The following is a 21,944-nucleotide window of genomic DNA, read 5'->3' on the forward strand; positions in this document are numbered from 1 at the left end:
AGTCTTTCGCAACAACCATCTGCAACTTATGCATGGTTTGAACGAAAGTGAAGGGCCAACCGGCCTAACGGACCGGACAATCCGTGTCATAGTGTGGGACGCCCGTACGCCGTTCACTCGGTCGGCCCACTGGGCGTCGTGCCCGCGCACTCGGCAAGTTCACGGCGGACAAGACGCGGGGCTGGTGATCGTCCGAATTCGCTTCCTGGTCGGTCCCGCTCGCCGGTTCCCGCCGACCGTGCGTATTCACCATGATCATGGGCTGCGGTCGGGTTGACGGTTTCCGTCGTCGTGCGCGGCGATTCGCACCGGCGACAGGCGGGGTATCAGAGTTGTCGCGTGGTGAACAGGGTGGTGCCGCGGACCGGGTCCACTTCCGTCCGCCCGGTCTCGGTGAACCCGAGCTTGGCCAGCACCCGCCGCGACGCGGTGTTCCAGTCCCAGACCGTGGCCCACACGCGGTCGTACCCCGACGACCTGGCCCAGTCCAGGACCGCCCACGCCGCTTCGGTCGCGTAGCCCTGACGCCAGACCCGGCGCAGCAGCTCGAACGCCAGCTCCGGTTCCCCCTCGGCCCCTCGGCCGCTGTCGATCAGCCCGCAGTAGCCGATGACGTCACCAGCGGCCTTCCGCTCGATCGCGAGCAACCCGGTCGACGACGGCTGGTGGGCGCGGATGCGGATCGCGTGCTCCAGGTCCTCGACCGTGGGGCGACCGTCCGCGTCGATCCGGCGGTGCGGTGGCACGCGCGGATCGCGTTCGGTCCACAGCTCGCGCTGGATGGCGGCCTCGGCCACCCGCCACGGCCTGAGCAGCAGGCGTTCGGTCTCGAGCACGGTCTCGCGTCCCGGTGTCACGTCGCCTGCCATGACCGCGACCCCTCCCTCGGACGGCCCGCTTCACTTCGCGGGAAAGTCCCCACTCTGCCAGGGCTCGGTGACCCGCCACGCCGCCAGCGACGGGGACAGGCCGTCGACCAGGAGCGGGAGCTGCGGTACAAGCGCCAGGCAGGCGACCACCTGGAGGTCGCGCAAGCGCTCCATGGCGCGCAGCACGCCCGTGTCGACCGTGCGCAGGCCCAGATCGGCCGCGGCGGCGTTGTAGGAGGCGATCGCCTCTTCGCCGGTGTGCGCGAGGTCCCACTCGACCGGGGCGACGCCGACGTGCTCGTAGTCGGAGTACAGCAGGGCGTCGGCGGTCTCGATCAGGTTGTAGAACGGGGCGTCGCCGTGGACCACTTGGACGGGGACGCCGGGGAACGCCCGCGCGAAGGCGGCGGGCGAGGAGATGACGGGCGACAGGACGGCCCACTCGGCGCGGGCGCGGGCCAGGTCGGCGGCGGGCAGCAGGTCGTCCCGACCTTCGAGGTCGTCGAAGGCGAGGTCGACGTACCCCTGCATCCCCGGGAAGAAGCCGGTCTCGCCCGGGTACTCGGCCAGGATCGAGTGCAGGCGGGCGACGACGGGCATGCGCTTCACCGCGTCGTAGTCGGTGGGGGTCGCGCCCTCGACCTTCTCCCAGAAGGTCATCGCGAAACCGTCGCGCTCGACGGGCTCCGCCGGGACGAGCGCGCTCGGCACGACGGTCGGCACGCCGCGTGCCGCCAGCCACCTCGACACGTCGAGTTCCGTGCGCTGGAAGCCCGTCGACGTGGTGCCGCGCGGGGTCACCACCGGCACGCGTGCGACGACGGGCGAGGGCGCGAGGTCCACCACCACCGAGAACACGTCGTACAGGACCTTCGCCTCGGAAGCGTCCAGCCCCAGCGCCGTCGCGGCGGCGATGGCGGCGTCGCAGGCGCGACGTGAGCGGGCGGTCCGTTCTTCCTCGGTGATCATGAGCACCACTCTAGTGCCGGGCACCGCACTGGTGCCGCGTCACGGAAGGTCGGGGTGGTGATCGTGTCGGGCTGAGGTGTTCGTGCGGCCGTTGGAGCCGGAGCAGGCGCAGCGGTTGGTCAAGGTCGCGCGGTCGACCGGGGACCGGGTTCGGCCGGAACGTGCTCCGCGAGCCGGTTCCGCTTGCCGGTCAGCACGGTGCGTCGTGGCGTCCGGGGACACGCTGTCGACAGTTGTAGGACAGATCCGGTGTCCGTCATCCAGTTCGTGCCTAGCGAGGGGCAGACTTGCTCCCGGTCCGCGAAAGGGGACGTTGAGACGACAGGAGGGGTTGACATGGGTGTACGGAATTGGTTGAGCGCAGCGGCCGTCACGGTCATAGCCACGTCAGGATTGGCCGTCATGGCTCCGCCGGCCTCGGCGGCCACCCGCCTCGGCGGCATCAACCTGGGTGCCTACTGCCAGAGAACAGTCAATCCGGGGGACGCCAGCATCGCCTACTTGGTTGAGAACCACGCGAGGGGATGGCGCTGCGTGGACTCGATGTGGGTGGGCCCGCCCTTTGGCTGGGCGACCTACCGCGTGCGAGAAATGGATCTCAACCACGCCTGCAGTTTGCAGTACGGCGCGGGGGCGTATGCAGTACTCGAGCAGAACCACGCGCAAGGCTGGGCGTGCTACCGATAGCACGCACGCACACATCGACTGGCTGAGGCTGCGCTTGCGCCGGCCCTTGATCACATAGAGCCGGATTCGGCAGTGCCGGGGGCTGGCTGGGCGATGTGGCGGGCGAGCCCGGTCATGGCCTGGACAACATCGGGTGTAGGTCGCCCGCTGCCGGGTGGGATGCCCGCGATGGAACCGGTCCCGACCGGGTCGCGGTTGCAGGTTCAGCGGGCCGAACTCATCCGCGCAGAGCACCCGCCCGTCGGCCGGTGGACTGTCGTAAAGAGCCAGGACGCGAGCCACCAGCAACACCTCCACCAGCAGCGTTCCAGCCACCACCAGCAGCGGTCAGCCCGACACGATCACCACCCCAACCTTTCGTGACGCGGCACCAGGCCTTCGCACCGGAGGCGGCCGGCCCCCCGACTTTAAGACCACCGTAATCCCCGGCCCCACCCTGGTTCGTGGCGTCGCGGGTCACGGCCGCGCGCGGAGATCAAGGGGGATCGATGACCAGGACGACGTGGTGGACGCGGGTGGCGACGGGCTGTCTCGCGGTGGGGCTGGCGACCGGGCACGCGAGCGCGGCGAGCGCCGCCGTGGACGTCCAACTGGTGGAGGCGGTGAGCCCGTCCACCGACTCCGACAAGTCCGTGCGGGCGCTGTGCCCGCGCGGCACGAAGCTGTACTCGGCGGGTGGCGCGGTCGACAACCGGTCGGGGGACGTGGTGATCGACTCCATCCGGCCGTCGGCGGACCTGTCGGGGGTCGTGGTGCGGGCCAGGTCGCGCACGACGACGTCCGCGTGGGCGGTGACCGCCTACGCCCTCTGCGCGGCGGGCAACCCCGAACTGGCGCGCGACGAACCGTTCGGCACCGCGTCGGTCGACCTCAAGGAAGCCTCGGACCACTGCGCGGTCGCCGGCAGCCTGACCGGTGTCGGTGGCGACGTCGTCGGGAACGACGCCGAGGACAAGGCGGCCCTGTACGGGCTGGTGCCCGACGAGGGGCTGACCACGGCCACCGCGATGGGATCCGGACCGGCGAACGCGCAGTGGACCATGGAGGCGTCGGCGATCTGCGACGCCACGATGGCCGGCAGCCTGGTGCGCGTGGTGGCCGACTCCGGCGAGTTCCCCGACCTCGGGGCGCAGGAGGCCACCGCGACCTGCGACGACGGGTTCCAGCTCATGGGCGGTGGCGGCCTGGTGACCGGCGAGACGCCCGACTCCGAGGCGGTCCTGGTGAGCGCCAAGCCGGACCCGGGGACCGACTCGATGACGGTGATCGCGCCGGACGGCGCCAGCCGGTGGAACGTGGAGGCCTACGCGATCTGCCTCAAGAAGGGGTGAGTCCCGCACCGCGCGGCGGCGTGGAGTCGGGGAACGGACTCGGCTCCACGTCGATCTCGCGCATCCGCGACACGTAGGCCCGGTAGCGTCGTCGCGCTTCGCCGTGGCTGCCCGACGCCGTCAAGGCCCGGACCAGCGTCAGGTGCGCGGTCTCGTCGTAGCCGTCGAGTTCCAGGACCCGCAGGCAGTACCGGGCGGTCGCGACGTGGTCGCCGGCGGCGGCGACGTGCCCGGCCAGCGCCGAGGCGACCTGGAGGTAGGTGAGGCGGGTGTCCTCGCGCAGCTCGGCCGCCCAGTCGGCGTAGGGGTCCTCCTCCAGGAAGTCGCCGGTGTAGGCGGTCTCCGCCGACGCGAGCAGCGCCGGTGACCGGCCCGCCAGCCCGGCCTTCGCGTCGGCGTGGAACCGGAGCACGTCCACGTCGACCACGGCCGGGTCCAGGCGCACCTGGTCGGTGTCGGCGACGATGCCGTGCCGGTCGCACCGGTCGGGGTCGAGCACCAGGCGCGCGGTGGACAGCGCCACCGAGAACCGGTTGGCGACGCGTTCCGGCGGCTCGTCCGGCCACAGCAGCGCCATCAGCGCCTCGCGGGTCGCCGGCCGCCCCTGGCGCGCGACGAGGATCTTGACCAGGTCGCGCGCCTTCTTCGACTGCCACGCGGTGGCCGGGACCGCCGTGCCGCGGATCAGGACCTGGAACCCGCCGAGGGTCCGGATCGACACCGCGGGTCCGGTCGACCGGCCGCAGGACTCGGCGACGGCCGCGGCTTCCGCGACCAGCCCGCGGGCGCCGAGGCGGCCGGCGGCCTGGCCCGCCACGGTGACCAGCGCCAGCCCGTCCGCCCCGCCGAGCACCCGCGCCTTGGCGATCGACACCTCGATGCCGCCGATCGGGTTGCCGATCTCGGCCCACGCCGCGGCGGCCTGGCCCAGCAGCGACAACGCCTCGTCGCGCCCGGCCCGGGCCCGGCCGAGCAGTTCGAGCGACGCGGCGACGGCGGCCCGGTCGCCACGACGGGCGGCCACCGCGTGGGCCCGGCCCGCGTGGGAGGCGGCCTCGTCGGGTTCACCCCGGGCCAGCGCCAGCCGTGCGGCGGCCAGCAGCGCCGCCGGGTAGCCGAGGCCGGTGCCGCACGACAACGCGCGGCGCACGAGGTCCTGGGCGGTCCCGGGCTGCTCGTCGGCCAGCACCCGGGCCAGCCCCGCCAGCGCGGGCACCAGCTGCGGCACGGCGTCGTTCTCCTCGGCCAGCCGCACGGCCTCGGTGAAGGCGTCCCGGGCCAGCGCCCGTTCGCCCCGGAGCCGGTAGACCTCCCCGAGCGACTCCAGCGCCAGGCTGGCGAGCCGCGAACCCGTCCTGGTGTACACCTTCCGCGCCGCGTGCAGGTCGGCCGCGGCTTCGTCGAGCCGCCCCAGTCCCAGCCACGCCGCGCCCCGGTTGTTCAGCGCGAGCGCCCGGTAGCTGGTGAACCCGGTGAGGTCGGCCAGCCGCAACGCGGTGTCCAACTCGGCCAGCGCCTCCGCGTGGTCCGCCTCGTGCACGAGGTGGGCGGACCGGTTGACCCGGATCCTGATCTCGGCCAGCACGTCGCCGGCGAGCCGGGCGTGCGCCAACGCCCGCGCGTAGTGGTCCGCGATCGCCGGGCGGTCGCCCTCCGCGTCGGCGATCATGGCCAGCACGGTGTGCGTGGCGGCCAAGGCCGCGTCGTCGCCCGCTTCCCCGGCCAACGCCGACGCCGCGGCGATCTCCGCCCGGCTCGACGCGACGTCCCCCCGTGCCCAGTGGGCGCTCGCCGCCAGGCCGCGCACCCTGGCCTCGGCCGCCGGGTCGGCCCCGGTGGTCGAGCACTCCTTGCAGGCCGCCAGCGTCCGGTCCGGCGCACCGCTGAAGTAGTGCATCGCGGCGATGCGGGCCGCCAGTGCCGCGGGTGTGCGGGCTCCCGGGGGCGTCGCGCGCCGCAGGCACGCCAGCGCCAGGCCCCACTCGCCGCGCACCTGGTGCGCCACGCCGGCCAATTGCCACGTGACCGGGTCGCGGTCGTCGGGCGGGATCTCGGCCACGGCGGCGATCACGGTGTCCGCACCGCCCTGCTGGAGCAGCTCCTCGCCGCGTTCGGCCAGCAGCGCGCCGACGACCCGGTGCTCGCCGAGCCCGGCCAGCGCGGCGAGCGCCTCCCCGAGGCGGCCGTGCTCGGCGAGCCACGCGGCGGCGGCCGTGCCGAGCCGGCGTCGTTCGGCGGCGTCCAGCGAGGCGCGGCTCGCGACGAACACGCGCGCCAACGGGATCAGGCCGAGCCGGCCCGGGTCCGCGACGAGCCGCTCGACGAACAGCCCGCGGGCCAGCAGGTCGGCGAGCACCCGGGCGGCATCGGCGAACCCGAGCGCCGCCAGCAGCTCGGCGTCGAAGCGGTCGAACAGCGCGGCAACACCCAACAGCTCGCGGACCCCTCGCGGTTCCCGGTCGAAGACCTCGTGGGCCAGGTAGTCGTACAGCGCGCGGTTGTGCGGCAGCGCCGCGGGCAGCGCGTGCCGCGTCGTCGGCCCGGGCCCGGCCGCCGGGTCGCGGCCCAGCGCCTCGGCGGCCAGCCGCACGGCCGCCGGCCAGCCTCCGGACAGGCGGTGGACCTCCGCGGCGGCGCGGTCGTCGGCCACCAGCTCCCGCGTCTCCCGTTCGGTGAACGCCAACTGCGCGGCGGTCACCTCCAGCGGCCCGGAGGGCCCGGCCGGCCGCTGCACCGGGAACGGCGGCGGCTCCCGGCCGGACAGCACGACGCGCAGGGCCGGTGGCGCCTGAAGGCACAGCGCTTCGAGCACGCCGCACGCCCGGTCGTCGCGGCCGATCACGTGCAGGTCGTCCACCACCAGGAGCAGCGCCCGCCCACCGGCGGAGGTGGCCTCGGCGATCGCGTCGCACAGGGAGGCGGCCATCGCGTGCGCCCGGTCGGTCCGCCCGGCCTCGCCCGCGTCCTCGTCGTCCGCCAGGACCGCGGGCGGCTCGAAGCGGAGCGAGGGCAGGACGACGCGCAGGGCACGGGCGAGGCGGACGAGCAGCGGCTGGGCGGACCGGTCCTCCTCGGTGACGGTGTGCCAGGCGACCTCCGCCCGCGCGGTCCACCCGGCCAGGAACGTGGTCTTGCCGTACCCGGCGGGCGCCACCACCGTCGTGATCCTGCTCGACCGCGCCGCGGCCAGCAGGTAGTCCAGGCGAGGCCGCACGACGGTGTCGGTGGTCCCGGTCGTCGTCACACGTTATCCATTGCACATCGAGGGCGGTTGGTGCGCGGTCGTCGGCGGATTCACCCGATGTGATCAGCCCCGGTGGCCGGTCGGTCCGGCCGCCTTATGCCGGCGCTAAGGCCACCGGAAGGCGTGTGACGACCGTGGTGCGCGACCACGTCACCCGACTTTCGAAGGGGCACCGATGAACCTCCGGACATCGCACGACAAACGACACCGGCCGGCCCGAGCGGTCGTGCTGCTGCTGATCGCGGCGCTGGCGCCCGTGGTGACCGCGTCGGTCGCCAGGGCCGAGGACCCGTGCGCGGACCGTCCCGCCACCGAGCTGGACCGGCGCGCCGACTGGCGTTGCGTCGGGCTGGCCACCTACGCCGATCCCGGCGCCGAACCGCGGCCGGTCGCGCTCACCGACGAGGAGGCGCAGCGGCTCGACGTGGACCGGCCGGAGAGCTGGGAGCTCGGCGTCGCGGTCTCGCCGGACGGGCGGCTGTACCGGCAGATCACGCCGTCACCGGTCGGCCCGGAGGAGAGCCGCCCGGTCAACCCGACGCCCCCGGACGTGGACCCCGAGGGCGAGCCGCGGCCGGACACCACCGCTCCCGCGACGGGTGGCGGGTTCGGCGCCCGGACGGTGTTCGACGCCGACGACCGCGTGCTGCGGACGGCGACCACGAGCTACCCGTGGCGGGCGATGGGCTCGATCTCGGCGCCCGGCTCCACCACCTCGCACTGCTCCGGCTCCCTGGTCGGGCCGCGGCACCTGCTGACCGCGGGCCACTGCATCCACCAGGGCGGTGGGGGCGCGGGCCAGGGCTGGTTCCCGAACCGCAAGGTGGCGCCGGGCCAGAACGGGATCGGGACCTACCCGAACGGCCTCAAGAACTCCACCTGGTACTTCAGCGTCTCCGGCTGGTACGACTGGGGCAACCCGGCCTACGACTACGGGATGATCGTGCTGGAGGACCAGGCGTCCACCGCGCGGCTGGGCTGGCTGGGCTGGCGTTCCCGCGGGTACTGGGGCGGGCACTGGACGTTCGGCTACCCGGGCTGGAGCCACACCTGCGCCGCCTCGCCCTCGGCCGACGGGCAGTGCGACAACCACCTGTACGGCGACGACAACTCCACGAAGCTCGTGCTGGCCAAGATGATCAAGACCCACGCCGACAGCCAGACCGGTCAGAGCGGCTCGCCGATCTACCAGTACAACGGCGGTGACCGGCGGGTGATCGCGATCATGGCCTACCACGGCAACTGGGGCACCAAGGTGACCGGGAAGAGGTCCGACAACTTCTGCCACTGGATCCACCTGTCGCCCAGCGCGTTCAACGATCACGCGTGCGAGTAGGGATCGGGGCGCCGAGGGCCCTTCGCGGCCCTCGGGCGTCCACTGCCGGCGCCACGAGTGGCTGACCTGTGAGCGGCGGTGGATGAGGGCCGGTCGCGTTCGGATCTGTTCGGATCCGTTCGCACCGGCCCTCGCGGCGTCGCGGACCGGATGTGCTTCTCGGTGGCCTGACGGTGCCCAGGAGAGGAACGCCCGTGCGCTCACGCAGACGCCCCGGCCGGGGTCGCTCGTCCACACCGGGAACACCACCGAGATCCCGTGCCGCGTTGGCGGTCGGACTCGTGCTCGCCCTGGTGGCGAGCCTGCTCAACGTCCCCACCGCGTTCGCCGACCCCGCGCCGCGCGGTTGGCCCGGCGTGGCGCAGTCCGAGTCCGTGCCGGGTGGCGGTGTCGCGGTGCGCCCGCGCCCGCCGGACCCGGCCGTCGATTCCGCCGTCACGGCACCGAAGGCCGCTCGCGAGGTCGCCCGGCCGAAGGCGGGCAGCGCCGAGGTCGCGGTGGCGGCCGAGCCGGTCCGCGCGGCCGACCTGCCGGTGCGGGTCGGCGTCGCCAACGCCAAGAGCCCGCAGCGGGTGCGGGTCGAGGTGCTGGACCGGCCGGTGGCCGAGAAGGCGGGCGTCGGCGGTGTGCTGTTCCGCGTCCAGCGTGCCGACGGCGCCGCCGACGCCGGGCCGGTCACCGTGGACGTGGACTACTCGTCGTTCCGCGACGAGTTCGGCGGCGACTACGCGTCCCGGCTGAGCCTGGTGCGGCTGCCCGCCTGTGCCGCGTGGGCCCCGGAACGCGCCGAGTGCGTCACCGGCACCCCGGTGCCCGCGAGCAACGACGTGCACGGGAGCCGCATCCGCGGCGAGGTCACCGCGTCCGGCACGCCCCGCGTCCCGGACGACGAGAAGCAGCGCCGCCGCGTCACCGCACCCGACGTGCTCTACGCGGTGACGGCGGCGTCCGGCGGCAGCGCGGGCACCTTCAAGCCGACGTCGCTGTCGCCGTCGGCCACGTGGGAGGTCGGCCTGCAGTCCGGCGACTTCTCCTGGGCCTACCCGCTCGACCTGCCGCCGGTGCCCGGTCCCGAGCCGGACGTGGCGCTGTCCTACTCCTCCGGCGGGATCGACGGGCGCACCGCCGCGAGCAACAACCAGGCGTCCTGGATCGGCGAGGGCTTCGACTTCCAGCCCGGCTTCATCGAGCGCCAGTACACCTCCTGCGCCTCGGACGCGGCGGGCGGCAACAACACCACGCCCACCGGGGACCTCTGCTACGCCTCGGCCAACGCCGTCGTGGCGCTGCCCGGCGTGGCCGGCGAGCTGGTGCACGACGCGGGCCGCGGCGTCTGGCGCGCCGAGCAGGACGACGGCTGGCGGGTGGACCAGCTCTTCGGCGCCGACAACGGCGACAACGACGGCGAGCACTGGCGCATGACCGCGCCCGACGGCACGCAGTACTTCTTCGGCCTGCGGGCCGCGGCGCGCTCGGCGTGGACCGTGCCCGTGTTCGGCAACCAACCCGGCGAACCGTGCCACGCCTCGTCGTTCGCCGCCTCGTGGTGCCAGCAGGCGTACCGGTGGATGCTCGATCGCGTCGTGGACCGGCACGGCGACACGGTCGCCTACTACTACGACACCGACACCAACCACTACGGCCGCAACAACACCGCGTCCCTCGCCACGCCGTTCGTGCGCAGCGGGCAGTTGGCGCGCATCGACTACGGCCTGCGCGACGGTCAGACCGAGCCCGCCGCGCGGGTCGTGTTCACCGCCGAGGACCGGTGCCTGCCCGGTTCGGCGTGCGTGCGGTCCCAGCCGGCCGACTGGCCGGACGTGCCGTGGGACCAGCAGTGCGACGGCGGCACGTGCGCGGGCAAGCACTCGCCGGTCTTCTTCGGCGCCAAGCGGCTGGCGAAGATCACCAGCCAGGTGCGGCAGGACGGGCAGCTCACCGACGTCGACTCGTGGACGTTGAACCACCTGTTCCCCGCCACCCACGACGCGACCAGCCCTGGCTTGTGGCTGGAGTCGATCACCCACACCGGCCACGTCGGCGGCACCGCGGTCACCCCGGACGTCAACTTCGACGGCGTGCTGCTGGACAACCGCGTCGTGCCCGACCCCCGCCGGCCGCTGCTGAAGCGGTGGCGCGTCGGCCGGGTGCACACCGAGACCGGCGGCGAGATCCAGGTGACCTACGCCGCGCACGGCTGCGTGCCGGGCGACCTGCCCGTCCCCGACGACAACGGCCTGCCGTGCTACCCGGCGAACTGGTCGCCGGAGGGCACGTCCACACCCGAGCTGGACTGGTTCCACAAGTACCTCGTCACCGAGGTCCGGGAGATCGACCGGGTCGGCGGCTCACCCGACGAGGTGACGTCCTACGAGTACCCCGCGGGCGCCGCGGCGTGGCACCACGACGACGCCGAACTCGTCCCCGACGAGCTGAAGTCCTGGGGCCAGTGGCGGGGCTACCACAGCGTGAAGGTGCGCACCGGCGACTCGTCCGGCCCCCGCACGCTGGTCGAGCACCGCTTCTTCCGCGGCATGTGGGGCGACCGCAAGGCCGACGGCACCACCCGCAAGGACGAGCTCGGCGGGCGTCCGGACGACCCCGCGCTGCGCGGCTTCTCCTACGAGGAGATCACCTACGACGGCGACGGCGGTCCCGAGATCGAACGGGAGATCACCGAACCGGAGGTCATCGGCCCGAACGCGGTGCGCCGCCGTGCGGCCGGCGACCTGGGCGCCTACGTCACCGAGGTCAAGAAGACCCGGGTCCGCACCGCGCTGGCGGGCGGCGGCTTCCGGGAGACCGAGGAACAGCACTTCTACGACGACCTGGGCGCCCACGTCCGGACCGCGGACCTCGGGGACCTCGCGGTCGCCGGCGACGACACCTGCACCCGCGTGGAGTACGCGCGCAACCTCGACGCGTGGCTGATCGCCACCCCCAAGCGGGTGGTGAAGGTGTCGGTGAACTGCTCGGTCGCCGACTACGCGCCGGGCGACGTGATCTCCGACGAGCGCACCTACTACGACGGGTCCGACGACCTCGACGCGCCGCCCGCCAAGGGCGACCCGACGCGCGAGGAGGAACTGTCCGGTTGGGACGGTGCCACACCGCGCTACACCACCCTCGAGCGGTCGGTGTACGACGCGCACGGCCGTGAGGTCGAGGAGCACGACGCGCTGGGCAACAAGGAGACCACGGCCTACACGCCCGCGGTCGGCGGCCCGGTGACGTCCGTGACCAGCACGAACGCGTTGGGGCACACCGAGAGCACGACGTTCCGGGTCGCGACCGGTGACGCGGTGGAGCAGGTCGACGAGAACGGCCGCCGCACCACGATGGCCTACGACCCGCTGGGGCGCCTGACCAAGGTGTGGCAGCCGGGTCGGAGCACCGACGACGTCCCGGACGTGGAGTTCGAGTACCTGTTCCGCAACGACGCGCCGTCCGCCGTGACCGCGAAGAAGCTGCTCGGCCACGGCGGGCAGGTGGCCTCGCACACCCTGTTCGACGGGCTGCTGCGGGAACGCCAGGTGCAGGCGCCCGCGCCCGACGGCGGCCGGATCGTCACCGACACGGTCTACGACAGCCACGGCCGGGTGGCGCGGACCAACGCCGCCTACCACAACCCCGACCAGCCCGGCACGGACCTGCTGGTGGTGTCCGACCAGGACGTCCCGGCGCAGACCGCGTTCGGCTACGACGGCGCGGGGCGTGAGGTCGCCGAGGTCCTGCTGGTCCGCGGCGCGGAGAAGTGGCGCACGACCACCACCTACGGCGGCAACTGGGTGAGCGAGGACCCGCCCGACGGCGGCACCGCGACCACCGAGCTGCTCGACGCCGAGGGACGCGTGGTGGAGCTGCGCCAGTACTCGTCCGGCTCCCCGTCGGGCGACTACGACGCCACCAGGTACACCTACACCAAGGCCGGCGAGCAGGAGACCATCACCGACCCGGCGGGCAACACCTGGCGCAGCCACTACGACGTGCGCGGTCGCCTTGTGCGGGTGGACGACCCGGACCAGGGCACGTCCACGATGACGTACGACGACGAGGACCAGCTCCTCACCAGCACCAACTCCCGCGGCTCCACGCTGACGCACAGCTACGACGCGCTGGGGCGCAAGGTCGCCACGCGCCAGGGCGACACCAAGGTGCTGGAGTGGACCTTCGACAGCCTCGGCAAGGGCCTGCCGGTGGCGGAGATCCGTTACGTCGACGGGCAGGAGTACCGGGACGAGGTGCTCGGCTACGACGATGCCGAGCTGCCGACCGGCAACGCCGTCACCGTCCCGGCGCGGGAAGGCGCGCTGGCCGGCCGGTACGAGTCGACGTTGAGCTACAACGCCGCCGACCAGGTGACGTCGGTGTCGCTGCCCGCGATGGGCGGCCTGCCCGCGGAGGTGCTGGAGCAGGGGTACGACCAGTTCGGCAACGCGGACTCGGTGCAGGGGCTGTCGAGGTACGTCGACCGGACGCTGCGCACGAACCTCGGCGAAGTCGGCATGTACATCATGGGTGAGGCGGGCAAGCAGGCCGCCCAGGCGTTCGAGTACGAGGACGGCACCCGGCGGCTCGTCGGCGCCACGATGTACCAGGAGAACGACGCGACGCCGGTCGTGGACCGGACGGTGGAGTACGACCCGGCGGGCAACATCACCAAGCTGGTCAACGCCTCCGCCGGCCGGGCGGTCGACACGCAGTGCTTCCGCGTCGACCACCTGCGGCGGCTGACCGACGCGTGGACCGCGCCGTGGTCGTGCGACGAGGAGCCGAGCGCCGGCGGGCTGGGTGGTCCTGCGCCGTACTGGCATTCCTACACCTACGACAAGATCGGCAACCGGCTCACCGAGGTGCTGCACGGTGCGGGCGGCGACACGACCCGCACCTACGAGTACCCGCGGCCGGGTTCGAAGCAGTTGGCGTCGGTGCGCACCAGCAAGCCGGGCGTGCCCGACGACGTGCGTTCGTTCGAGTACGACGTCGAGGGCAACACCACCGCCCGCGGTGCGCAGGAGTTGTCCTACGACGCCGAGGGCCACGTGACGTCGGTGGTCGAGGGCGACAAGACCACGTCGTTCGAGTACGACGCCGACGGCGACCGGCTGATCCGCCGTGACCCCGAGGGCACCACGCTGTACATCGGCACGACCGAGCTGCACGTGGACAAGGTCGGCCTGCTCACGGCGACGCGGTACTACGAGCACAACGAGGACACGATCGCGGTCCGCACCCGTGAGTCGTTGACGTGGTTGTCCGCCGACCACCACGGCACTGCCGAGACGTCGGTGGACGCTTCGTCGTTGGCCGCGGAGCACCGGCTGCGCCTGCCGTTCGGCGCGGACCGGGGTGACAAGCCGGCGGGCTGGGTCGGTGATCGCGGTTTCGTCGGTGGCACCGAGGACGCCTCGACCGGGCTGACCCACCTCGGCGCGCGCGAGTACGACCCGGAGACGGGCCGGTTCCTGTCGGTGGACCCGATCATCGACGAGGAGGACCCGCAACAACTCCACGGCTACCTGTACTCCAACAACAACCCGCTGACGTTCAGCGACCCGGACGGCCTGCTGTGGGGCTGGGTCAAGAAGGCCGCGAAGGTCGTGGCCAAGGTGTCGGAGGTCGCGTCCTACATCCCGGGGCCGATCGGCACGGCGGCGGGGCTGGCCGGCGCGGCGGCGCACGCGGCGTTGGGCAACAAGAAGAAGGCCTTGGAGATGGCGGCCGGCGCGGCCGCCAACCTCGTGCCGGGCGGCAAGCTGCTGCTCAAGGCGGGCATGGCGGTGGCCAAGAAGGTGGCCGGCAAGACCGCCGCGAAGGCAGCCGCGACGAAGGGCGCGGCGAAGGGCGCCAAGGCGACGAAGGCGGTGGCGAAGGGTACTAAGGCAACAGCGAAGGGCGCCAAGGCGTCACCAGCCAAGTCGTCCCGGACGGTCAAGCAGGCGACCGGCAAGAGGACGGGTTCGGTCAAGAAGCCAACCAAGTGCAACTCGTTCGTCCCGCGGACTCCGGTTTTGCTGGCGGATGGCAGGCACGTTCCGATCGACCGGGTGCAGGTCGGTGACATGGTCATCGCGGTGGACCCGCGCACAGGGCTTTCCCACGCCAGGCCGGTGCGGGCTGTGATCCGGGGCGAGGGTACGAAGCACCTCGTGACGCTCGATCTCGACGGCGACGTCTCCTCCACGCTGGTCGCGACTGCGGAACACCCGATCTGGGTGGTTGGTCGCGGATGGGTGGATGCTGTCGACGTCCGCCGGGGTGACGTGGTCAGCAGCGGAAGCGAAACGGCCACGGTCTCGGGCGTCGTCGACCGGGGGCCCGTGCAGGACCAAGTGGTCTACAACCTGGACGTCGACGAGATCCACACATTTGTCGTCCAGGTCGACCAGTTCGACATCGTCGTCCACAACAAGACCTGCGCTGTCCCCGGGATGACCACGGTCAGCCCTTCGACGAAGGCGGCCTATCGCGCCGCCAAGCGGCAGTGGAACGTGGAGAGGAACGCCAAGCCCCTCGAGACCTGGAAGAATCCGGATGGCAAGGGGTACCGCTACAAGAACGCCAAGGGCAAGGACGTGATAATCGTCCGCCAAAAGGACGATACCCACGGCGAGCACTGGGAGGGCGGATTGTGGCGGGGCGGCCGCAACGCCAAGGGACACCCGCGGCACGTCGGCGGCAAGGACACAGATCATCAGAAGACGAGACATGGTGTGAAGGCCCCGAGGAAGAAGGCTGCAGCCAAGTCGACCAAGAAGTCGTCGACCAAGAAGTCGTCGACTAAGAAGAACAGGAGGAGATGACCTTCGCGGGTCGGCCGGCACAGCCGGCGTGATGGCCTGCTGTGGTGCGGCACCCGTCACGATGGGTGCCGCACCAGAGACGTCGCAACGCACGAAACGGTGATGGGAGTCCTTGGTGGATGCCGATCGCAGGGCAGAACTGATTCGGAGGAAGGCCGCAGTGCAGCGCCGAGCACGGCGGGCCGAATCGGCGCCCGCGGTAGCCCGGTGGTGGTCCTGGTTGTCCTCGGAACCGGTGCGGACGACCGAGTCTCAGGAGCTGCTTGCCTTCTTCGACGAGTTGGTCGACAGGTACGGCGCTGCACTACGTGCGGGCGAGGGCGGCCAGTCGACCTTCGATGTCATCGTCGAAGTCGTGCCCACTGCGGCTGCGCTCGATCGGGTCACGGCGCTGCTGGGTGAGATCCCGAGCGAGGAAGTGTTCCTCTACCGGACCGACTTCTCACCTGACTGGGGCGCATTCATGGTCGTGAAGGACCACCTGCTCCGCTCGTGGCCCGCTGCGGTGGGACTCGACGAGGCGCCGTACTTCATCTCCGGTGACGCCATCGGCATCGGCATCGGCATCGACCGCACCGAACAGTGGTCACCCGAGCTGCGGGGAGTTGACGTCTGCGTGCTCTTCCGGTTTTCCTCCCGGACCGGTGTGTAGCGCAGACCGCCCGTTCTGCTGTTCGGATTCGTTCGACCCCGTGCGAACACCTCGCCGAACGGGGGCGGCGGGAACCAGGCTGGTGCCGGGTGCCGGGTTCGGCCGGTGGTCGCCTGAGGAGAGCTCGCATGGGTGCAGCGTGGAGACGTCTGGTGGCGCGGGGCACGGCGTTGGCGTTGGGTGGGGCCCTCGTGGTCGTGCCGCCCGCCGTGGCGGGGCCCGACGGGTGGGGTGAGCTGCCCGGCACGCGGTCGGTGGTGGGGAAGGTGGCGGGCGGCGCGCCGGTGCCCGGGTTGGCGGTCGACGCCGCGGCCGTGACGAAGGCGCCGGAGCAGCAGGTGTCCGCCACGGCACGGGGTGGGGCGGTCGAGGTCCTGGAGCAGGGCGGGAACGGGGTGTTGTTCCGGGTCGGACGCGCCGGGGCGCCCGTGGCGGTCGAGGTGGACTACTCCGGGATGCGCCACGCGTTCGGCGGTGACTACGCGTCGCGGCTGCGGGTCGTGGACGTCGCCACCGGGAGGGTCGTGCCCGCCCGCAACGACGTCGCAGCGGGGAAGGTCCACGTCGAGGTGGCGGGCGGCACGGCGGGTGGGCGGTCGGCCGGGCCCGACGGGACCAGGGTCGCGCCCGTGCGCGGCACCACCTACGCGTTGACCGCGGGCACGTCGGGTGACTCGGGCAGCTTCACGCCCACCTCGCTGGCACCTTCGGCGACCTGGGCGGTCGGGGTGCAGTCCGGCGACTTCTCCTGGAACCACCCGATCGAGGTGCCCCCGGCGCCCGGCCCGACCCCGCAGGTGGCGTTGTCCTACTCCTCGGGCGTCGTGGACGGGCGGACCGCGTCGACCAACAACCAGGCCTCCTGGATCGGCGAGGGGTTCTCCTACGAACCCGGCTTCATCGAGCGCACCTACGAACCCTGCGAGGAGGACGGCGAACCCGGCAAGGGCGACCTGTGCTGGGACCGGCAGGCCGCGCACGTCGTGCTGCCCGGCCTGACCGGCGAGCTGGTCTGGGACGCGGGCCGCGACCACTGGCGCGTGGCCGACGACGAGGGCTGGCGGGTCGAGCTGCGCACCGGCGCGGCCAACGGCGACGACAACGGCGAGCACTGGCTGGTCACCGGCCCGGACGGCACGCGGTACTCGTTCGGTTCCGCCGGCGCGGCCGAGTCGGTCTGGACGGCGCCGGTGTTCGGCAACGACGCGGGCGAGCCGTGCCACGGGCCGTCGTTCGACACGTCCTGGTGCCGGCAGGGCTACCGGTGGAACCTCGACCTGGTCACGGACACCCACGGCGACCAGGTGTCCTACTACTACGACACCGAGATCAACCACTACGGCCGCGCCGGGGTCGCCGGCAACGCCACGCCGTACGTGCGCGCCGGGCACCCCACCCGCATCGACTACGGCCACCGCGCGGGCGGTGAGCCCACCGCGCGCGTCGTGTTCACCAGCGCACCGCGCTGCATCCCCGGTTCGTCCTGCCAACCGTCGAAGCCGGGTGACTGGCCGGACACGCCGTGGGACCTGGCCTGCGCGGGCGGCGGGTGCGCGGCGGCGGGACCGAGCTTCTGGGGCACGACGAGGCTGGAGTCGATCACCACGCAGGTGCGCTCAGGCGACGGGTTCGCCGACGTGGACTCCTGGCGGCTCGACCACGTCTTCCCGGCCACCGAGGACCACACCAGCCCGACGTTGTGGCTGCGCGCCCTCACCCGCACGGGCCACGTCGGCGGCACCGCCACCACGCCGCCCCTGCTGTTCGACGGCGTCCGCCTGCCCAACCGCGTCGCGGTGAGCCACGACCACGAGCCGATGAACAAGTGGCGCCTGTCCCGCGTCCACAACGAGAGCGGCGGCTCGACCGAGGTCCGCTACCTGGAGGACACCTGCGACCCCGGGTCGCTGCCGCGCCAGGACGCCAACGCCGAGAAGTGCTTCCCGTCGTTCTGGCTGCCCGCCGGCCTGTCCTCGCCGCAACTGGGGTGGTTCGCCAAGTACGTGGTGGCCGAGGTCGCCGAGGTGGACCGGGTCGGCGGCGCGCCGCACGCGGTCACCCGGTACGAGTACGTGGAGGACGGCGCGGCCTGGCACTACGACGCCGCCGAGCTGGTGCCCGACCGGTTCAAGACCTGGGGCGCGTGGCGCGGCTTCCAGAAGGTGCGCGTGTCCACCGGCGGCGCGGACGGCCCGCGCACGCTGACCGAGCACCTGTTCCTTCGCGGCATGGACGGGGACGTGCTGCTGGACGGCGGCACGCGTGAGGTCAAGGTCGAGGACTCGCAGGGCAAGCAGTTCGAGGACAAGCCCGGCTACGCGGGGTTCGCCCGGGAGACGGTGGTCCGCGACGCCGTCACCGGCGCCGAGGTCTCCGCGCGCTTCCAACAGCCGTGGCTGTCCGAACCGACCGCCGTGCGCCGGCGGCAGAGCGGCCCGCTGGAGGCCCGCATCCTCAAGGTCGACTCGGTGCAGACCCGCACCCCGCTGCCCGGCGGCGGCTCGCGGATGTCGGAGACCACGACCGGCTACGACGGCTACGGCGCCGTGACCAAGGTCCACGACCTGGGTGACGTGGCCGTGCCCGACGACGACCTGTGCACCGTCACGGGTTACGCCCGCAACACCGACGCGTGGATCATCGACCGGCCCAACCGGGTGACGACCGCGAGCGTGCCGTGCGACGACCAGCCGACGCAGGTGTTCGCGCCCGCCGACGTGGTCTCCGACGAGCGCACCGCCTACGACGGCGCGGACAGCACCGACACGCCGCCCACCAAGGGTGACGTCACCCGGACCGAGGAACTGGCGTCGTGGGACGGCGACCGACCGGTGTACGTGACCACGTCCCGCGCCACCCACGACGCGCACGGCCGCGTGGTCACCGCGGACAACGCCACGGGCGCCCGCACCACCACGACGTACACGCCCGCGACCGGCGGTCCGGTCACCGCGGTGATCACGACGAACGCGCTGGGCCACACCGGCGTGGAAGAGCTGGAGCCCGCCCGCGGCCGGGTCGTCGCGACCGTCGACGCCAACGGCCGCCGCGGCGAGCAGACCTACGACCCGCTGGGCCGGCTCACCGCCGCGTGGCGACCGGGCCGCCCGAGCACCGAGCCGCCCACCGCGCGCTACGAGTACCTGGTGCGCGCCGACGCGCCCAGCGTCGTGACCACGCACCGGTTGCTGGGCTCCGGCCAGTACCTGACCAGCTACGCGCTGCACGACGGCCTGCTGCGCGAGCGGCAGACGCAGGAGCCCTCGCCGGTCGGCGGTCGGATCGTCACCGACACGCTGTACGACAGCCACGGCCGTGCCTCGAAGACCAACGCCGCCTATTACAACGCCGAGGAGCCGGGCACGTCGCTGCTGGTGGTCGACGACGCCGACGTGCCGTCGCAGGAGGTCGTGGAGCACGACGGCGCGGGCCGCACGGCCGCCGAGGTGCTGCGGTCCTACGGCGTGGAGCGGGCCCGCACGACCTACCGCCACGAGGGCGACCGCGTCAGCGTCGACCCGCCCGCCGGCGGCACGCCCACCACGACCGTCACCGACGTGCGCGGCCGCGTGGTGGAACTGCGCCAGTACACCGGCGACGGCCCCGACGGCGAGCACCACACCACCCGCTACGGCTACACCAAGGCAGGCAAGCGGTCCTCGGTGACCGACGCGGCGGGCAACACCTGGCGCTTCGAGCACGACCTGCGCGGCAGGCAGGTGCGCGTGGACGACCCGGACAAGGGTGTCGCCACCAGCACCTACGACGACGAGGACCGCTTGACGAGCGTCACCGACGCCCGCGGCGCCACGCTCACGCACACCTACGACGCGCTGGGACGCCGCACCGGCGTGTCCGAGGGGACGGACCGGCGCACCGAGTGGACCTTCGACGCGCTGCCCGGCGGCATCGGGGAACCGGCCGCCGCGATCCGGCACACCGACGGCGCGCAGTACCGCACCGAGGTCACCGGCTACGACGCGCTCGGCCTGCCGACCGGCACGGCCGTCACCGTCCCGGCGAGCGAGGGCGCACTGGCCGGCCGTTACGAGGTCACCGAGACGCGCGACCAGGCGGGCGCGCTCGTCAGCACCGGCCTGCCCGCGGTCGGCGACCTCCCCGCCGAGACCCTGACCACCGGGTACACCGCGCTGGGCCAGGTGGCCACGCTGGGCTCGGACCTCGCGCGGTACGTGACGGCGACCGGTCACACCGCCGTGGGCGGGCTGGGCTACCGCATCCTCGGCGACCGGGTCATGCGCTCGTACACCTACGACGAGGCCACCCGCAGGCCCACCGGCCTGAAGACCGAGCTGGAGACCGGCGAGGTCGCCGTCGACCTGGCCCTGGGCCACGACCCGGCGGGCAACATCGTCTCCAGCACCGACGTGGCCTCCGGCGACACCCAGTGCTTCCGCGGCGACGCGCTGCGCCGCCTGGTGGAGGCGTGGACCACGACCTCCGACTGCGCGGCCGGGCCGAGCACCGGAGCGCTGGGCGGCCCCGCGCCGTACTGGCACACGTACGGCTACGACGCGGCGGGCAACCGCACCCGCGAGGTGCACCACGCCGCGAGCGGGGACACGACCCGCGACTACGCCTACCCGCCGGTCGGGCAGGCCGGGCCGCACCGCGTCACCTCGGTGACCACCGGGTCCGTCGTGGACGGTTACACCTACGACGCGGCGGGCAACACCGTCGGCCGCCCCGGGCAGGTCCTGTCGTGGACCGCCGAGGGCAGGCTCGCCCGGGTCGACGTGGGCGGGCAGGTCACCACGTTCGAGTACGACGCCGACGGCGACCGGCTGCTGCGCCACGACCCGGAGGCCAGCACGCTCTACCTCGGCGACACCGAGCTGCGCCTGGACCGCGACAGCGGGGCGCTCACCGCCACCCGTCACTACGGCGTGGACGGCGCGGTCGTCGCGGTGCGCACCGGCGCGGGTCTGAGCTGGCTCGCCGACGACCACGCGGGCACGGCGGGCGCCGTGATCGCCGCGGACGACCTGGCCGTCACGACCCGTCGCCGGCTGCCGTACGGCGCGCCGCGCGGCGCCACGCCGACGTGGCCGAGCGAGCAGGGCTTCGTCGGCGGCACGGACGACGCCTCCACCGGCCTGGTCCACCTCGGCGCGCGCGAGTACGACCCGGCGATCGGCGCGTTCGCCTCGGCCGACCCGATCCTCAACGCCGAGGACCCGCAGCAGTTGCAGGGCTACGCCTACGCGGGCAACTCACCGGTCAGCCACGCCGACCCCACCGGTCTCACCGCGCGGCTCCTGCTCGCGCCGCAGACCGAGCCGATCACGTGGGACAGCGCGCTGACCGCGTTCCGCTGGAACGACGACGTGGCCGGGACCCGCCTGCTCTACACACCGCACCCGACCGCGGGCGCGCTGGAGACCCGGGGCGCGTCCGGTGACGTCGGCGAGGTCATCAGGGAGATCCTGGAGAGCCGCGGCGGGTGGTCGCCGAAGGTCCCGCCGGGCTACAGCACGCCGCCGCCGAGCGGGAACCTGCCGCCGATCCCCACCACGCCCGCGGCCAACCCGACGGGGTACACGACGCCCGACGGCTACCCGGTGCACAGCCCGGGCGAGGGCTCGTGGCGGGTGGACTGCCGGACCGACGGCGCCGTGCGCACCTGCCACTACACCCCGGTCAAGTCGCCGTCCTACGGCGGCGGGTACGCGATCGGCACCGGCTGGGGCGGCGGGGGTGCCCCGTTCGGGCCGGTGAGCGACGACTACGAGGTCGGCGAGTTCGACAACGTGGCCTGGGACATGGAGGAGCGCGAGTACTGGGAGTACGACCTGTGCAAGCCGTGGAACCCGTGCGACACCAAGCCGGGCAAGGTCGAGGGCTACAGCCCGCCCGGGCTCTACACGTCCAAGAGCGGCTCCAAGACCAACAGCAAGGCGGGGCCCGCCCACTCGTCCAAGGGCAAGTCGGGCAAGTCGACCAAGACCAAGAGCAGCTCGAAGAGCTCCGCCAAGAAGAAGTGAGGGCACCGGCGATGGTCTCCGCCACCGGTGCGGCCCAACCCGGCTCGC

8 protein-coding genes are annotated in these 21,944 nt (G+C 72.8%); 5 read left to right on the forward strand and 3 right to left on the reverse strand.

The features are described 5' to 3' along the window. Positions 1–326: 326 nt before the first annotated feature. The gene (locus LNK82_RS02225; protein WP_230565200.1) at positions 327–869 is read right to left on the reverse strand and encodes a GNAT family N-acetyltransferase; all 543 of its coding nucleotides are present in this window, start codon (positions 867–869) and stop codon (positions 327–329) included. 30 nt (positions 870–899) lie between these two features. Next, a complete protein-coding gene (locus LNK82_RS02230; protein WP_230565201.1) occupies positions 900–1,838 on the reverse strand; it encodes an aminoglycoside phosphotransferase/kinase family protein in 939 nt (312 codons plus the stop codon). Between the two features lie 1,175 nt (positions 1,839–3,013). On the opposite strand from LNK82_RS02230, the gene LNK82_RS02235 reads away from it, so the two are divergent. Continuing rightward, positions 3,014–3,856, forward strand: coding sequence for a hypothetical protein (locus LNK82_RS02235; protein ID WP_230565202.1), 843 nt, complete (start codon positions 3,014–3,016; stop codon positions 3,854–3,856). Here the strand turns inward: LNK82_RS02235 and LNK82_RS47545 are convergent. Then, positions 3,843–7,100: an AfsR/SARP family transcriptional regulator gene (locus LNK82_RS47545; RefSeq protein WP_230565203.1), complete on the reverse strand. Its 3,258-nt coding sequence runs from the start codon at positions 7,098–7,100 to the stop codon at positions 3,843–3,845. The genes LNK82_RS02235 and LNK82_RS47545 overlap by 14 nt on opposite strands. Before the next feature lie 175 nt (positions 7,101–7,275). On the opposite strand from LNK82_RS47545, the gene LNK82_RS02245 reads away from it, so the two are divergent. From LNK82_RS02245 to LNK82_RS02260, 4 genes are all read left to right on the forward strand, one after another. Next, entirely contained in the window at positions 7,276–8,436 is a 1,161-nt protein-coding gene (locus LNK82_RS02245) for a trypsin-like serine peptidase (RefSeq protein ID WP_230565204.1), read from the forward strand. A gap of 266 nt (positions 8,437–8,702) precedes the next feature. Further along, a complete protein-coding gene (locus tag LNK82_RS02250) occupies positions 8,703–15,239 on the forward strand; it encodes an RHS repeat-associated core domain-containing protein (protein ID WP_230565205.1) in 6,537 nt (2,178 codons plus the stop codon). Between the two features lie 115 nt (positions 15,240–15,354). Further along, on the forward strand, positions 15,355–15,891 hold the full coding sequence (locus LNK82_RS02255) for a hypothetical protein (protein ID WP_230565206.1): 537 nt from the start codon (positions 15,355–15,357) through the stop codon (positions 15,889–15,891). Positions 15,892–16,019: 128 nt separating this feature from the next. Continuing rightward, positions 16,020–21,896: an RHS repeat domain-containing protein gene (locus LNK82_RS02260; protein ID WP_230565207.1), complete on the forward strand. Its 5,877-nt coding sequence runs from the start codon at positions 16,020–16,022 to the stop codon at positions 21,894–21,896. Positions 21,897–21,944: the final 48 nt, after the last annotated feature.

This window comes from Saccharothrix luteola (assembly GCF_020859565.1).
In the GTDB taxonomy this organism is placed as follows: domain Bacteria; phylum Actinomycetota; class Actinomycetes; order Mycobacteriales; family Pseudonocardiaceae; genus Actinosynnema; species Actinosynnema luteola.

Excerpts from the sequence above, each read along its gene's own strand:
- LNK82_RS02245 (WP_230565204.1), top strand. The coding sequence starts at position 7,276 with ATGAACCTCCGGACATCGCACGACAAACGACACCGGCCGGCCCGAGCG.
- LNK82_RS02225 (WP_230565200.1), bottom strand. The coding sequence starts at position 869 with ATGGCAGGCGACGTGACACCGGGACGCGAGACCGTGCTCGAGACCGAA.
- LNK82_RS02235 (WP_230565202.1), top strand. The coding sequence starts at position 3,014 with ATGACCAGGACGACGTGGTGGACGCGGGTGGCGACGGGCTGTCTCGCG.
- LNK82_RS02230 (WP_230565201.1), bottom strand. The coding sequence starts at position 1,838 with ATGATCACCGAGGAAGAACGGACCGCCCGCTCACGTCGCGCCTGCGAC.
- LNK82_RS02260 (WP_230565207.1), top strand. The coding sequence starts at position 16,020 with ATGGGTGCAGCGTGGAGACGTCTGGTGGCGCGGGGCACGGCGTTGGCG.